Source organism: Neoroseomonas lacus (assembly GCF_014644535.1).
GTDB lineage: Bacteria > Pseudomonadota > Alphaproteobacteria > Acetobacterales > Acetobacteraceae > Neoroseomonas > Neoroseomonas lacus.
This window is the reverse complement of sequence record NZ_BMKW01000005.1, coordinates 256,305-269,880: the sequence shown is the minus strand read 5'-3', so window position 1 is coordinate 269,880 and position 13,576 is coordinate 256,305. Positions and strand designations below refer to the sequence as shown.

Below are 13,576 nucleotides of genomic sequence, written 5' to 3'. Positions count from 1 at the left end.
GCGGCCTCGGCGCGGTCGCGCCGTGCGCTCCCGGATCGCGGCACGGCCGCGATCCGAAGATTCAGGTGGACGTGTCTGTCCGCATGACCACACCGCATCCCGTCATTGGCGTGCTGCGGGCGGGCATGCTGCTCGGCCTCGGCTGGGTGGTCGCTGCGGAGCTCGCCTGGGCGAGCTTCGGCCTGCCCTGGGCGCTACTGCTGCTGTTCGCCTGGCTGTTGCTGCAACGCTTCTTCCACGGCGCGGTACAGCGCCTGGGCGAAGCCATCACGACCGAAACCGCGCGCCGGGACGCACCCCGCGCGCCTGACGAGGAAACACCATGCTGAAGATCCACGGCATTGCCCGCTCACGCGCCTTCCGCTGCATCTGGGCGGCGGAAGAAGCCGGCCTGCCCTACGAGGTCGTCCCGCTCGGCTTCGCGCCCGGCTTCAAGCTGGAACGCCCGCTCGCGATCAACCCGAACAACAAGATCCCGGCGCTGGAAGACGGCGACCTCGTGCTGTTCGAGAGCCTGGCGATCAACCTGCACATCGCCGCCAAGGCCGGCGCGCCGCTGATGCCCACGGGCGACGACGCCTCCCGCGTCATGCAGTGGACGCTGTGGACCGGCACCGAGGTCGAGGCGCATGTGATGCGCTGGGGATACAACGCCTACATCAAGCCGGAAGCTGAGCGCATCGCCTCGGAAGCGGCGGCCGGCAAGGAAGCGCTCGACCTGCGCCTGGCCGTCCTGGAACGTGAATTGGCGCAGCGACCCTATCTGGTGGGCAACGGCTTCACCGTGGCCGACCTGAACTTGGCCTGCGTGCTCTATGGCCCCTGGCTCAACGGCTACGACCTTGCCCCCTTCCCCAAGGTGAAGGCCTGGCTCGACACCTGCCTGACGCGCCCGGCGGCGCTGCGGGCGCGCAAGCTGCGCGAAGGCTGAACGCGTTTGGCGGGACGGTCAGGCGGGCAGGTGCCCCTGATCGTCCCGTTCAGCGCCAGACGAATTCCCGGATGCTACACGTCTCGACATTGCGCTGTTCCATGATGCGCCCATCCATGAAGACGATGCGCATATCCGCCGTGCAGACCGACCCGCGCGGCAGGCTGATCGGCATGGAACCGCCCGGTGGAAGGATCTGCCGTGGCCCCAGCCGGTCATTTCCCCAATTCCGGTTGCTGGTCAGCGAGACATAGATCTCGCGGATCGCCTCCCCGGTTCGATTGACGAAGGTGAAGGACGGGTTGGCGAGAACCCGTTCCGGTTCGGGCGGCGGCGGGGTCGCCGCCAGTGGCACGTCCCGGCCGAAGGCGATGCGCGACAGGGTGCAGGCATGCACGCCGAGATGCCCATCCTCCGTCCCGTCGGCGAAGCGGACCCGGATATCGAGGTAGCAATCGGGAAAGGTCGGCTGCACCCAAACCTGCATCCCCGGCCGCACCGGCCCCTGAGTCAGGATGTTCGGCCCCCAATCCTCGACGCGGGAGGGCGAGACATTGGCCGCGACGATCGTCTGCTCCGTGTTGTTCTGCAACCAGAAGCGGTTTTGCGCCACGGCGGGCGAGGCGCCGGCCAGCAGGCCGACCAGGGCGGCAAGGACAGCCAGGATACGCATCCATCTCCTCCGGTCAGGCATGGGACGACACTGTAGCGGCCTTTGCGCGGCAGGGTGATGGCACGCGCAGCTTCCGGTGTAGGGTGTGGCGATGGGTGATGGGAAGCCGGCGATCCTGTTTCTGGGTGCGGGCGGGCACGGCAAGGCGATGCTCGACTTGGTGCTGGCGCATGCCGGCTGGCGCGCCGCGGGCGTGGTGGACGCGGCGCCGAAGGTCGCGACGCTGCTCGGCGTGCCGGTGCTCGGTGATGAATCGCTGCTGGCGGAACTGGCGCGGTCGGGCATCGGCCATGCCCACCCGGCGGTCGGCAACAACGCGCAGCGTGTCGCCGCGGCGGGGCGGCTGGCGGCGGCCGGCTTCGCGCTGCCGGCGCTGATCCACCCATCCGCGACCATCGGCCATGGCGCGACCATCGGCGATGGCGCGGCCATCCTGGCGCGCGTCGTGATCGGGCCCGACGCCCACATCGGCCGCCTCGCCCTGGTGAATACCGGGGCGATCGTCGAGCACGACTGCGTCATCGAGGAAGCCGCCCACATCGCCCCCGGCGCCGTCCTGACCGGTGGCGTGCGCATCGGCGCGGGCGCGATGGTCGGCGCCGGCGCCGTCATCCGCCCTGGCGTCATGGTCGGGACGGGGGCCATCATTGGCGCGGGGGCCGCCGTTCTCGCCGATGTCCCCGCCGGGGCGACCGTTGCCGGCGTCCCGGCCAGGCCCATGCATCAGGAGCACGCCTCATGATCGTCTCGCGCCGCCTCATCCTCGCCGCCCCGGCGCTCGCCTTCGGTTCAGCGCTGGCACAGCCGGTTGGATGGACGGTCGCGACGGAATACCCCGCCACCTCGATCCCCGGCGAAGGGGTGACGCATTTCGCCACCGCCGCCACGGCGCACGGTCTGCCGGTCACGGCGGCGACGGACGGGCCGGGCGGCTACCGCTCCGCCGCCGCGCTGACTGCGCTTGCCGAGGGCCGCTTCGCTGCCGTCGACGCCTTCGCCGGTGCGCTGGCCGCGGTGGACCCGTTGTTCCTGCTTTCCTCCCTGCCCTTCCTGACCGCCTCCCACGCCGACGCGGCGCGGCTGCGCGACCTGGCCAAGCCCCATTACGTCGCGGCCCTGGCCAAGCATGACGCGACGCTGCTGTGGACGACGCCCTGGCCACCCTCGGGCCTGTGGACGCACCGGAAAGTGACGACGCCCGAGGACCTGCGCGGCCTGCGCGTGCGCACCTATGACGCGACCGGCACCGAGGTGCTGCGCGCCGCGGGGGCGACGGCCGAGGTGCTGTCGTTCGGCGAGGTCAATGCGCGGCTCGAGGCCGGCACGCTCGATGCGGTGCTGTCCTCGGGCGATGGCGGGGCGGGGCGGCAGCTGTGGCGCTGGCTGCCGAACTTCACGGAGCTGAACTATGCGTGGCCGCTGTCGCTCGCCTTCGCGTCGAATGCGCGCCTCGCCGCGCTGACGCCGGCGCAGCGGGAGGCGGTGACCAAGGCCGGCGCCGAGACCGAGGTGCGGCAGTGGCAGGCCATCATCGGGCGGCTTGAGGCGAACCAGCGGGTGATGCGCGAGAACCAGGTCGCCATCCATCAACCGGACGCGGCGCTGCGCGCGGCGTTGCGAAGCGCTGCGGGTACGGCCATCACGCAATGGAGCGGGCGGACGGGCCAGGCGGGGGCCGCGATTCTGACGGCGTATGGGGCTTGAGGCTACGAGGGTGCGACGGAGAGGGGCTCTGCCCCTCTCCGAACCTCACCCCGCCAAAGGCCTAAGGGCCTCTGGACACCTCGAATTGGTGCCGGGCGCGGTTGCCCTGCCACCACGAAGAAGTCGCTTTGGGCAAAATGGCCGGCAGGTCGCCGGGTATCGGGCACGGCGCGCGCTCTGCTCGCCGCCCAGCGCCAAGTATCGGTTTCCAAAGGCGTCGGGCCTTTGGTGGGGGTGGTCCAGAGGGGGCAAAGCCCTCTCCGGCTCCCGCCGCTTCACCGCGAAATCTTCCGCGCCTATGGGCCGGCGCCCCCCAAATGCCTCACGTGGCACCCGGCATGACGTAGCGCGCGAAATCCACCCCCGCCACGCCGCGGCGCAGCGGCACGCAACTCTCCGGCGGCGCGGCGCCGAACCGCGCCCCGGCCTGTTCGGCCTCGCCCAGGAAGTGGTCGAGATGCCGCATCGCCCCGTTCGGCAGGTCGTGCAGCACCAGCACGACGGTCTCGCGCGCTGCACCCAGCATGGCCTGCGCCGTCTCGACCCAGCCATCCGGGTCGCGGAAATCCCCCGGCACGGCGTTCCACAGCACAACCGTGTGCCGATGCGCCACCAGATGCGCCGCCGCCGCCTGGTTCAGCAGGTGCGGCCCCAGCGCGCCGCCACCGCCATTGGGGCGGAACAGCCGGTCCGGCCCATGCAGCGTCCCGAGCAACGCGTCCGTCTCGGTGATTTCGGCGACCGCCTCCGCCGCGTCGCGCGTGCCGAGCGGCGCGCCATGCGTCAGCGTGTGATTGCCGATCGCATGGCCTTCCGCCTGCGCGCGCTCGGCGCAGGCGCGCGCCGCCGGGTCACGCAGCTTCTGCCCGACCAGGAAGAAGGTCGCCCGGATGCGGCGGCGCGCGAGCACCGCCAGCACGCCGGGCGTGACCTCCGGCTCGGGGCCGTTGTCGAAGGTCAGGCAGACCTCCGGCATCGGGTCAGTCCCCGATGGCGTTGGTCAGGGTGCCGATGCCCTCGATGGTCAGTTCCATCACGTCGCCGGTCTTCATCGTCTGCGGCGGCTGCATGGCATAGCCAACGCCTTCCGGCGTGCCGGTCATGATCACGTCGCCCGGCAGCAGGGTGAAGCCGGCCGAGAGCTGATGGATGATCTCCTTCACGTCAAAGATCATCTTCGAGGTTCGCGACGACTGCCGCTGCTCACCATTCAGCTTCAAGCCGATGGCGAGGTCCGACGCGTCGAGGTCCTCGCGCGGCACGATCACCGGCCCCATCGGGCAGGACCGGTCGAGCGACTTGCCCTTGAACCACTGCCCGTGCCGGCGCTGCAATTCGCGCCCGGTCACGTCATTGCCGATGGTCCAGCCGAAGACGTGGTCGAGCGCCTTGTCCTTCGGGATGTTGCGCCCGGCGGTGCCGATCACGGCGACCAGCTCGACTTCGTAGTCCAGCCATTCGGTCACGCCCGCATGGCTCGGCACCAATTCGCCCGGCGCGATGACGGTGTCGGGCGCCTTGGTGAAGAACTGCGGGAATTTCGGCATCTCGGAATTGGTGATGCCGCGGGTGCGGTCGCCCTCGGCGACGTGGTCCATGTAGTTGCGCCCGACGCAGAACACGTTGCGCCGCGGCCGCGGGATCGGCGCCTGCAGGGTCACGGCCGACAGCGGCAACACCGCCGCGGCCGGCGGATTGGCCGCCAGCGAGCGCACCGCGGACAGCAGTCCCGGCGCGCTTTCGATCAGCGCGAGCATGTCGCGCGCCGGCGGCATCGCCACCGCAAGGTCAAGCACGCGCCCGCCTTCCAGCAGCACGCCGGCGCGGCTGCCCGCGGCGTCGGAAAAGGTGATGAGTTTCAGGCCGGCCATGACGTTCCCCCAAGAGTGGCTCCGCGCCACGCAAGCCCGCCACGGGCGCACGCGCAAGCCCCGGCGCCCCTCAATCGACGAACTGCGCCAGCCGCACGGCCGTGTGCCCCCGATGGACGATCGGCGTCGGCATCACCAGCAGGCAGTTGTCGTGCGGGGTGCGGATCTCGACCTCCCCATCCAGCGCGATCAGCGTATTGCGGGCGGGGATGACCTCGCCGCCATGGAACTCGCGCAAAAAATTGAAGGACCGGCTGCGCACCGTGACGGTTTGCGTCACCCGGGCGCGGCGTGGGCTGGGCAACGCGTCCTCAACGGCGAGAGGCTGGCCCGGCAGCGCCATGTCAAGGTGGCGCAGCAGCCGGGCGCAGCCCAGCTCCATCCGCGCGACGGTCGCCGGTTCCCAATGCTGCCCGGCTTCGATCAGCACGGCGGCCGGCGCCGTGGCCGGGTCGGCGAAGCGTGCGTAGTCGATCATCCGCCGCCCGCCGGCATGGCCATGATCAGCCACGATGGTCGGCGGCACGCCGATCGCGAGGCCGAGCCGCGCCGCCTTCTCCGTCTGCCCGGTGAGGATCAGCGGCTCGGAGGGCCACAGCATGGAATGCAGGTCGGCCAGCAGGTCCACCGTGTCGATCAGCGGCCGCAATTCACGCGCGCGGCGCACCTCGCTCGACCGGTCATTCCCGGCCAGCGTATCGCGGTCCCAGACGCGGTTCATGTCCTCTTCGAGGTAGCGCGAGGCGGTCGGGTCGTCCGGGTCGAAGCGGGCGAAGGCCGCGAGATTGCAGAACGCCAGGCTGAGTCGCCCGCGCGCCGGGCGAATACCCTGCCGCAGCCACCGGTCGAGAACCGCAGCGCCGGCGATCTCATTGCCATGGATGATGGCGGTGATGGCCAAATGCGGCCCGGGCCGCTCCGCCGCGAAGGACCACACGCCCGGCACGCCGGCATTGCCGGGCAGCCAGCGCCGGAGATCCGGCACCGGGATGTTCACCGGCACGACCGGCATCGCGGCTACCCAGTCCCGGGCTCCCGAGGCGCCGGGCATCACGTGAAATTGCCACCACAGCGCGCAGGCCGGAGCCCTACGCGTTGCATCATGCGACTGAAGCGAGACGACAAAGTACCCACGATTGCAGTGTATACGGGCGGCAACACGCGTCCATCCATGGCGCGTCGGGAGCGAACACCATGTCGGCAGACCATGCGACGGCGCGCGTGCTGAGGAATGGCCCCCTGGAACTGCGCGGCCGAGTGCTGCTCAACGGCGAAGCAGTTGGCGAGGAAGCTTGGCTGTGCCGCTGCGGCGCCTCGGCGAACAAACCATGGTGTGATGGAAGTCACAGCCAGTCCGGCTGCACCCTGACCGGCGACCCGCCGCGGCGCGACGGCGTGGCGCTGCCGGACGCCGCGGCGCCGCTCGATCTGTCACCGCAACCGAATGGCCCGGTGAAGGCATCCGGACCGCTGGTCATCCTGAACGACGCCGGAGAGGTCACCGACCGCGCCATGCAGGTGTTCCTGTGCCGTTGCGGAAAATCCGCCAAGCAGCCGTATTGCGACGGCACGCATCGTCGCAGCGGCTTCGTCGCACCTTGACCCGCGCGGCGCACTGCCGCGCCGGACCCCGCACGGCATGTCGGGCCGCAGGCGCCGAAGATCAGTCGCCGAGCGGCCCCGGCCCGGTCACCGCCGCGACGTAGCGCGCCACGCTGCGCCGCATCGCCGCCTTGCCGCCGGTCGGGATCACCCTGTCCCACCAGGCGCCGTAGACCGCATCGAAGTCGAGTGCCTCGAGCACCGCGCCCATCCGCGTCACCTCGGCCGCCGGCAGCGGCACCCAGTTCGGGAAGGACCACATGAAGGAGACATGCTGGCGGTCCGGCGTCACCGAGGCGATGTCCCCGGTCAGGATGCCGCCGCGGCCGACATCCCAATGCAGGATGGTCCCGCCGGCAAAATGCCCGCCCAGGCGGTGCAGCGTGACGCCGGGCAGCACCGCATGCCGCTCGCCCTCCCAGAAGCGGATGGCGGGGTCGGGACGCATCACCCATTTGCGGTCGGCGCCATGCAGCAGCACCGGGCAATCGAAGGCCCGCGCCCAGTCGACCATCGTCGCGTAGTAGTGCGGATGGCTGATCGCGATCGCACTGATGCCGCCCAGCGCCTTGATGATGGCCACGGTCGCCGGGTCGAGCAGCGCCACGCAATCCCACAGCACATTGCCCGCCGGCGTGCGGACCAGCAGCGCGCGTTGGGCGATGGCGAAGTCGGGGAACATGCCGCAGCCGAGCAGCCCCGGCGCCACCTCCCGCCAGCCGATCGCATGGCGGCGGGCCAGGGCTTCCATGGTCGTCCATGGCTGGCCGGCGGCGGGTACCCATTGGCGCGGATCCTCGCAGATCGCGCAGGTCGCGGGCGGCGCGGCCGCGGGCGCCTGCTGCGTGCCGCAGGTCGCGCAGATGAAGGCGGTCGGGTTCATCGGGCCCGCCGCCGTTCCTGCGCGATCATCTGCTCGATCTGCGCAACCGGCAGCGCGCCGGGCACCAGCGTCTCGCCGATGATCAGCGCCGGCGTGCCCTCGATGCGCAGCGTCCGCGCCAGGGCGATGTTGGCGTCGAGCCGCTGCTGGATCGCCGGATCCTCCATGTCACGCCGCATCTTCGCATAGTCGATGCCGATGCGTTCGGCTTCGCTGCGGATCACGGCGTCGGTCGGCTCGCCACGCAGGCTCATCAGCGCGTCGTACATCGCCGGGTACTTGCCTTGGCGCTGGGCGGCGAGCAGCGCACGCGCCGCGACCACACTCTGCGGCCCGAGAATCGGCAGGTCCTTCATCACGACGCGGATGCGGCCGTCGCGCCGCAGCAGCGGCCCCATCTCGGCATGCAGCCGCTTGCAATAGGGGCAGCGCGCATCGAAGAACTCGACGATGGTGACATCGCCATCCGGATTGCCGCGCACCGGGTCGCCGGCCACGCCGAAGATCGCCTGTCGATTATCGGCGATGGCACTGCGCTGCACCGTTTCGCGGTCGCGCTCCTCGGCTGCCTGCAGGGCGCCGAAGGCCTCGCGCAGAATGGTCGGGTCACGTGCCAGCGCATCGCGCATGATGGCAACGATCTCGGCGCGCTGCGCCTCGGTGAAGGCCTGCGCCATGGCGCGGCCGCCAAGGAGGGTACCGGCCGCGGCCAGCAGGAAGGTCCGTCTCATGCTCAACTCCGGGCGTCGGCGCGCCCATGCCTTGCCCGATATGGGGCGCGCCGCCCGGCAGGGTAGGCCAGGCGCCGCAGGGGCAGAATGCGCGCCCGGGCGTGCCGGCTCAACTGCCGCGCCGGCGCCAGATCGGCGCGCAGACGGCCCGCACCGGCATCGTTCCAGGTCGGCCCGCGGTTGCCGCTGATGGCGAAGCCGTCTATGGCCCGGCGCTTGTGAGATCGTTCGAGAAGTCCGGCACCGGCCCGGCGGGCCGTTCGGCAGGGGAAGTGAGCGTCACGCGCATGAGCACCACGACACCGAGCACCGCCAGCGCCAACCACGGGACCGGCATCCCTGCGACCCGCCCCTGGCACCGCCGCGCGCCGTGGCTGCTGGCGGCCGCCGCCCTGCTGTCGGGCTGTTCGACGGTCAATTCCATGTTCGGCGGCAGTTCGACTCCGGCCGCCCCTCTCGGCACGCCGGGCTATGTCCGCGGCTTCCTGGGCGGGGCGGTCGCCGATGAACCGCGCGCTGCCCTGGTGGCGCGCGAGATCCTGTCGGCCGGCGGCACCGCCGTCGATGCCGCGGTCGCCGGCGCCTTCGCCATGACGGTGACGCTGCCCTCGCGCGCCGGGCTGGGCGGCGGCGGCGCCTGCCTCGTCTACAATGCGCGGCTGCGGGAGGTGATCACCGTCTCCTTCCCGGCCGGTTCGCGCTCTGCCCTGCCGCCGGGCACCGACCGGCCGGCCGCCCTGCCGCTGATGGCGCGCGGGCTGTTCCTGATGCACACCCGCGGCGGCAGGCTGCGCTTCGAGCAACTGGTCCGCCCCGCCGAGAACCTGGCGCGATTCGGCACCGAGGTCAGTGGCGCGCTGTCCGAGGACCTTGCCGTCGTCGCCGCCCCGCTGCTCAACGACCCGCAGGCGCGGCGCATCTTCGGCGCCACCGGCGGTGGCCCGTTGCGCGGTGGCGAGCGGCTAATCCAGCTCGACCTCGGCGCGACGCTGGCGCAGCTGCGCTCGGGCGGCGTCGGCGAACTCTACCAGGGCGGGTTGTCGCAGCGGCTGGAGGCCGCCTCGTTGACGGCCGGCGGCGGGCTGACCGCCCCGGAGCTGCGCGAGGCGCTGGCCCAGGTGCAGGAAGCGGTGCGCGTGCCCGCCGGCAATGACATCGCCTTCTTCCTGCCGGCGGTCGGCGACGGCGCCGCCGGCACGGCCACCGCCTTCCAGGCGACCCAGGCCGGCACCTCGCCCTTCGCCAGCGGCGGCATTTCGGGCGCCAGCGCCGGGCTGCTGACCATGGACCCCGAGGGCAATGCGGTCGCCTGCGCCTTCTCGATGAACAACCTGTTCGGCACCGGGCGCGTGGCCGAAGGCACCGGCGTGCTGCTCGCCGCCGCACCGGGCCTCGGGACCGTGCCGCCGGCGCCGCTCGCCGTCTCGCTGGCGACCAACAATACCCTGCGCGGCTTCCGCGCCGCGACGGCCGGCACCGGGCAGCAGGCCGCCGGCATCGCGGCGGCGACGATGATGTCGACCGCATTGCGCCGGCAGCCCTTCGAGAATGGCTTCGCCGCCATCCCGGACCCAGGGCGCGGGCTTGCACTGTCCTGCCCAAGCTATGTGCCGCGCGGCAATGACAGCTGCGTCGCGGCGGCCGACCCGCGTGGCGGCGGCGTCGCCATCGGCTCCTTCGCGCCGGTGACGGCCAGCGGGCGATGAAGGTCGGCCGGGCGGGGGACGCACCACCTTTCCTGGTGATGGACGTGATCGCGGCGGCCAATGCGCGCGCCGCGTCGCTGCCGCCGGGCGCGCCGGGGATCATCCGCATGGAGGTCGGCCAGCCCGGCACCGGCGCCCCGCGCGGCGCGGCCGAGGCGGCGATCCGCGCGCTGCAGGCCGGCACGCCGATGGGCTACACAGAGGCCTTCGGCCTGCCATCCCTGCGCGCGCGCATCGCCCGTCACTACCGGGATCGCTACGGCCTTGAGGTGCCGGAGGCCCGCATCGCGGTGACGGTGGGCGCGTCGGGCGCCTTCCCGCTCGCCTTCCTCGCCGCCTTCGACCCGGGCGACCGGGTGGCGATGGCCGCGCCCTTCTATCCACCCTACGCGAATATCCTGACCGCGCTCGGCATGCGGCCGGTGCTGCTGCCCTGCGATGCCGCAACGCGCTTCCAGCCGACCGTCGCCATGCTCGAGAAAATGGACCCGCGGCCGCAGGGGCTGATCGTCGCCAGCCCCTGCAACCCGGCCGGCACCATGCTCGCCCCCGATGAACTGGCGGCCATCGCCGGCTGGTGCAACGCGAACGACGTGCGGCTGGTCAGCGACGAGATCTATCACGGCCTGACCTGGGGCACGGTCGCCGAAAGCTCGGCGGCGGCGTTCAGCGACTCCGCCGTGGTGGTGAATTCCTTCTCGAAATACTGGTCGATGACCGGCTGGCGGATCGGCTGGCTGCTGCTGCCCGAGGACCTGGTGCGCCCCGTCGAGTGCCTGGCGCAGAACATGTTCATCAGCGCCCCCCACATCGCCCAGGTAGCGGCGGAAGCAGCGATGGACTGCGTCGAGGAGTTGGAAGCCAACAAGGCCGCTTACGCACGCAGCCGCGCCACTCTGCTGGCGGGCCTGCCGCAGGCCGGCTTCACGAACATCGCCTCGGCCGATGGCGCCTTCTACCTGTGGTGCGATGTCGGCCACCTGACCAATGACAGCGCCGCCTTCTGCGCCGAGATGCTGAACCAGGCGGGCATCGCAGCGACCACCGGGCTCGATTTCGACCGCGATCGCGGGGCGCGATACCTGCGGTTCTCCTATTGCGGGGCCGAGGGTGCGATGGCCGAGGTGCCGCAGCGCCTCGCGCAATGGCTGGCGCGGTAGCGCCTCGGCGTCAGAGCTTCATCGCCCGCAACGCCGCGGCCCAATGGGCGAGCCTCTCATTGAGGATGCGCGCCCGGCCGATCGCCAGCGCCTCGGCATCGAAGCGTTCCAGTTCCTCGAAGATGAAGCCCTGTCCGTCTCGCTCGTTCCAGGCCGCTTGAAGGTCGCGTGACGCATGCAGCCCGTGCCGCAGCGTGAAGCCGGTGCGGCTCCAGATCGCCGACATGTCTTGCGCCTGACCGACCCACACCTGCCCCGATTCCGGGCAGCGCAAGGCGAAGATGCCGGCCGTAACCTTCCGCTCCTTGTAGGCCGCCATCGCGGCCTTTCGATCGTTTCTCTGCATTGGGCTCCATCCTCGTTGGGTTTTTTACCCGGATATAATTTACAAATCCACCGAAAACCCATAAACGCCCCGGCCATGACCGAGCCGCACCCGACCGTCACCGCCTTCCAGGGCTTCAATCGCCTCGCCCGCGGCGCCCTCGCCGAGGTCGCCCTGGCTGTGCGCGGTGCGCAGGCACTCGACCGGCATGCCGCCATCCTGGTGTTCGACGATCGCACCGGGGCCGTGGTCGACCTCGATCTGCGCGGCGACGCGGACGCGGTGCGCCGTCGCTACGCCCTGGCGGCGCCGGAACAGCCCGACCCGGCGCGCGGGCGCGGCCGCCCGAAGCTCGGCGTGATCGCGCGGGAAGTGACGCTGCTGCCGCGTCACTGGGACTGGCTGGCGACGCAACCTGGCGGCGCTTCCGCCGCGCTGCGCCGGCTGGTGGAGCAGGCCCGTCTATCCAGCGGCGCGAGCGATGCCGAACGCGCGCGGCGCGATGCCGCCTATCGTGTCATGGCGGCGCTAGCCGGCGACCTGCCGGGTTTCGAGGACGCCTCGCGCGCCTTGTTCGCGAAGGACAGAACGCGCTTCGAGCACCGACTGTCAGCCTGGCCCGATGACCTGCAGGCCCATCTGATCGCCCTGGCCTTCGGCGACGCGCGCCCGACGTCTCCCGGCGCGTAAGGGACGCACCTCCATGCCGCATGTCCAGGCCAATGGCATCACCATCGAATATGACAGCATCGGACCTGAATCCGGCGAACCGCTTCTGCTGATCGCGGGCCTAGGCGTCCAGATGATCCGCTGGGCCGTGCCCTTCTGCGAAGCCCTGGCGGCGCGCGGCTACCGCGTGATCCGCTTCGACAATCGCGACGCTGGCCTCTCGACGCATCTTGCCGCGTCGCCAGTGCCCGATATCGCCGCCCTGTCGATGGCCGCCGCACGCGGCGACCGCCTCGCCGTGCCCTACACCCTGCTGGATATGGCGGCCGACGCGGTCGGCCTGCTCGATACCCTGGCCATCGACGGGGCGCATCTGGTCGGCCGCTCGATGGGTGGCATGATCGCGCAACTGGTCGCCGCCGTGTATCCGCATCGCGCCCGGTCGCTGGTCCCGATCATGTCGAGCACCAACGACCCGGCCCTGCCGCCCGCCGATCCGGCGGTGATGGCCCTGCTGACCCGGCGCGCGCCGGATCCGCTCGTCGACGAGGCCGGCTTCATTGATCACGGCCTGGCTCTCGCGCGCCTGCTCGGCAGTCCGGGCTTCCCATTCGATGAAGCGGCCTGGCGCCGCCAACTCCTGGCTGAACGGCGGCGCGCGCATGCCCCCGCCGGCTTCGGTCGCCAGATCGCGGCGATTGTCGCGACCGGCAGTCTTCGCGCGCGCCTGCCGTGGATCACCGTTCCAACCGCCGTCATCCATGGGGCGGATGACCGTCTGATCCCCGTGGCAGGCGGCCGGGACATCGCGGCGCGGATCGCCGGCGCCGAGCTGCTGGTCATCGACGGCATGGGGCACGATGTGCCGCCGGCGGTGCACGACACCATCGTCGCGATGATCGATCACACCGCACGCCGTCACCATCGATGATTGCAGCACGCCCCGCGCAGCACCATCGCGGGCGGCAGGCGCTCACCCGAACAGACGGAAACTGTCCTCCGGCGCCTGGTCCCGCCGCTCCGCCATTCCGTAGTCCCGCAGCACGCCCGCGACCCGCAGCCGATATCCCGAAAAGACGCCATCCCGCCCCGCCCGCTGCGCGTCCCGATGCCCGGCATGGCATCGCCAGTTGCGCACGGCCTCCTCGTCCTCCCAAAACGACAGCGACAGCAGTTTTCCGGGATTGGTGATGCTGCGGAACCGCTCCACGCTGACGAAGCCGGGCTGCCGTTCCAATTCGGCACGCATGGTCGCGGCGATGGCGAGATAGTCCGCCTCGCGCCCCTCAGCCGGTTCCACCTCGAAGATCACCGCGATCAT

General features: G+C 71.1%; 17 protein-coding genes. 9 read left to right on the top strand and 8 right to left on the bottom strand.

All coding sequences use genetic code 11. The features are described 5' to 3' along the window. The first annotated feature begins 83 nt into the window (after positions 1-83). Both IEY36_RS11890 and IEY36_RS11885 read left to right on the top strand, forming a co-directional pair. Positions 84-329 (top strand): hypothetical protein, encoded by a 246-nt coding sequence (locus IEY36_RS11890; protein WP_188967281.1) that lies wholly within the window; start codon positions 84-86, stop codon positions 327-329. Further along, on the top strand, positions 323-931 hold the full coding sequence (locus tag IEY36_RS11885) for a glutathione S-transferase family protein (RefSeq protein WP_188967280.1): 609 nt from the start codon (positions 323-325) through the stop codon (positions 929-931). The genes IEY36_RS11890 and IEY36_RS11885 overlap by 7 nt, the downstream gene beginning before the upstream one ends. A gap of 49 nt (positions 932-980) precedes the next feature. On the opposite strand, the gene IEY36_RS11880 is transcribed toward IEY36_RS11885, so the two are convergent. Next, complete coding sequence (locus IEY36_RS11880; RefSeq protein ID WP_188967279.1) at positions 981-1,604, bottom strand: Tat pathway signal protein; 624 nt, start codon at positions 1,602-1,604, stop codon at positions 981-983. A 91-nt stretch (positions 1,605-1,695) separates the two neighbouring features. On the opposite strand from IEY36_RS11880, the gene IEY36_RS11875 reads away from it, so the two are divergent. Both IEY36_RS11875 and dctP read left to right on the top strand, forming a co-directional pair. Next, on the top strand, positions 1,696-2,346 hold the full coding sequence (locus IEY36_RS11875) for a NeuD/PglB/VioB family sugar acetyltransferase (protein ID WP_188967278.1): 651 nt from the start codon (positions 1,696-1,698) through the stop codon (positions 2,344-2,346). Then, positions 2,343-3,308, top strand: a complete 966-nt coding sequence (gene dctP / locus IEY36_RS11870; protein WP_188967277.1) for a TRAP transporter substrate-binding protein DctP — start codon at positions 2,343-2,345, stop codon at positions 3,306-3,308. Before IEY36_RS11875 ends, dctP begins: the two co-directional genes overlap by 4 nt. 322 nt (positions 3,309-3,630) lie before the next feature. Here dctP and IEY36_RS11865 read toward each other — a convergent pair whose 3' ends face one another. From IEY36_RS11865 to IEY36_RS11855, 3 genes are all read right to left on the bottom strand, one after another. Further along, positions 3,631-4,284 (bottom strand): polysaccharide deacetylase family protein, encoded by a 654-nt coding sequence (locus IEY36_RS11865; protein ID WP_188967276.1) that lies wholly within the window; start codon positions 4,282-4,284, stop codon positions 3,631-3,633. 4 nt (positions 4,285-4,288) lie between these two features. Then, on the bottom strand, positions 4,289-5,179 hold the full coding sequence (locus IEY36_RS11860; RefSeq protein WP_229681263.1) for a fumarylacetoacetate hydrolase family protein: 891 nt from the start codon (positions 5,177-5,179) through the stop codon (positions 4,289-4,291). A gap of 70 nt (positions 5,180-5,249) precedes the next feature. After that, complete coding sequence (locus IEY36_RS11855) at positions 5,250-6,191, bottom strand: M14 family metallopeptidase (protein WP_229681262.1); 942 nt, start codon at positions 6,189-6,191, stop codon at positions 5,250-5,252. A gap of 182 nt (positions 6,192-6,373) precedes the next feature. On the opposite strand from IEY36_RS11855, the gene IEY36_RS11850 reads away from it, so the two are divergent. Further along, positions 6,374-6,781: a CDGSH iron-sulfur domain-containing protein gene (locus IEY36_RS11850; RefSeq protein WP_188967274.1), complete on the top strand. Its 408-nt coding sequence runs from the start codon at positions 6,374-6,376 to the stop codon at positions 6,779-6,781. 61 nt (positions 6,782-6,842) lie between these two features. Here IEY36_RS11850 and IEY36_RS11845 read toward each other — a convergent pair whose 3' ends face one another. After that, positions 6,843-7,664 (bottom strand): MBL fold metallo-hydrolase, encoded by an 822-nt coding sequence (locus IEY36_RS11845; protein ID WP_229681261.1) that lies wholly within the window; start codon positions 7,662-7,664, stop codon positions 6,843-6,845. Next, positions 7,661-8,395, bottom strand: a complete 735-nt coding sequence (locus IEY36_RS11840) for a DsbA family protein (RefSeq protein WP_188967273.1) — start codon at positions 8,393-8,395, stop codon at positions 7,661-7,663. Before IEY36_RS11840 ends, IEY36_RS11845 begins: the two co-directional genes overlap by 4 nt. Positions 8,396-8,682: 287 nt before the next feature. Here IEY36_RS11840 and IEY36_RS11835 point away from each other — a divergent pair, with 287 nt between their 5' ends. Further along, positions 8,683-10,101 (top strand): gamma-glutamyltransferase, encoded by a 1,419-nt coding sequence (locus tag IEY36_RS11835; protein ID WP_188967272.1) that lies wholly within the window; start codon positions 8,683-8,685, stop codon positions 10,099-10,101. Then, positions 10,098-11,261, top strand: a complete 1,164-nt coding sequence (locus IEY36_RS11830; RefSeq protein ID WP_188967271.1) for a pyridoxal phosphate-dependent aminotransferase — start codon at positions 10,098-10,100, stop codon at positions 11,259-11,261. Before IEY36_RS11835 ends, IEY36_RS11830 begins: the two co-directional genes overlap by 4 nt. 10 nt (positions 11,262-11,271) lie before the next feature. Here IEY36_RS11830 and IEY36_RS11825 read toward each other — a convergent pair whose 3' ends face one another. After that, the gene (locus IEY36_RS11825; RefSeq protein ID WP_229681260.1) at positions 11,272-11,580 is read right to left on the bottom strand and encodes a GIY-YIG nuclease family protein; all 309 of its coding nucleotides are present in this window, start codon (positions 11,578-11,580) and stop codon (positions 11,272-11,274) included. 102 nt (positions 11,581-11,682) lie between these two features. On the opposite strand from IEY36_RS11825, the gene IEY36_RS11820 reads away from it, so the two are divergent. Both IEY36_RS11820 and IEY36_RS11815 read left to right on the top strand, forming a co-directional pair. Next, positions 11,683-12,276: a DUF2239 family protein gene (locus tag IEY36_RS11820; RefSeq protein WP_188967269.1), complete on the top strand. Its 594-nt coding sequence runs from the start codon at positions 11,683-11,685 to the stop codon at positions 12,274-12,276. 13 nt (positions 12,277-12,289) lie between these two features. After that, on the top strand, positions 12,290-13,186 hold the full coding sequence (locus IEY36_RS11815; RefSeq protein WP_188967268.1) for an alpha/beta fold hydrolase: 897 nt from the start codon (positions 12,290-12,292) through the stop codon (positions 13,184-13,186). 42 nt (positions 13,187-13,228) lie between these two features. Here the strand turns inward: IEY36_RS11815 and IEY36_RS11810 are convergent, their stop codons facing one another. After that, positions 13,229-13,576, bottom strand: a complete 348-nt coding sequence (locus tag IEY36_RS11810; RefSeq protein ID WP_188967267.1) for an antibiotic biosynthesis monooxygenase family protein — start codon at positions 13,574-13,576, stop codon at positions 13,229-13,231.